Annotated in this window: 1 protein-coding gene; it reads left to right on the forward strand. The window is 70.6% G+C overall.

The window, feature by feature from the left end:
• On the forward strand, positions 1 to 210 hold a 210-nt coding region (locus GT354_RS49135; protein ID WP_161364649.1), incomplete at its 5' end, for a hypothetical protein.
• Positions 211 to 279 lie beyond the last annotated feature (69 nt).

Here is a 279-nt window from a genome sequence, read left to right on the forward strand (position 1 = left end):
GGCCCGTGGACCGAACTCGCCGACGCGACCCCGGCCCAGGTCCTCGACCTGGTCGACCGGGCCGAGCGTCCCGACGCCCTCGCGGCGGAACTGACCGTCCTGACCCGGATCGCGGTGCGCAAGTACCAGCTGGTCCGCGTCGGGCTCCTGACGACCGCCGCGACCGTCGCCGTCTACGCCACCGCGGCACTCGTCTCCGTCGTCCACTGACCCACCCACCCATCCAGGAGCAGCCTTGACGAACAACCTGCACAGCACCGATCCGATCATCCGCATCGT

The organism is Streptomyces sp. SID3343, assembly GCF_009865215.1.
GTDB lineage: Bacteria > Actinomycetota > Actinomycetes > Streptomycetales > Streptomycetaceae > Embleya.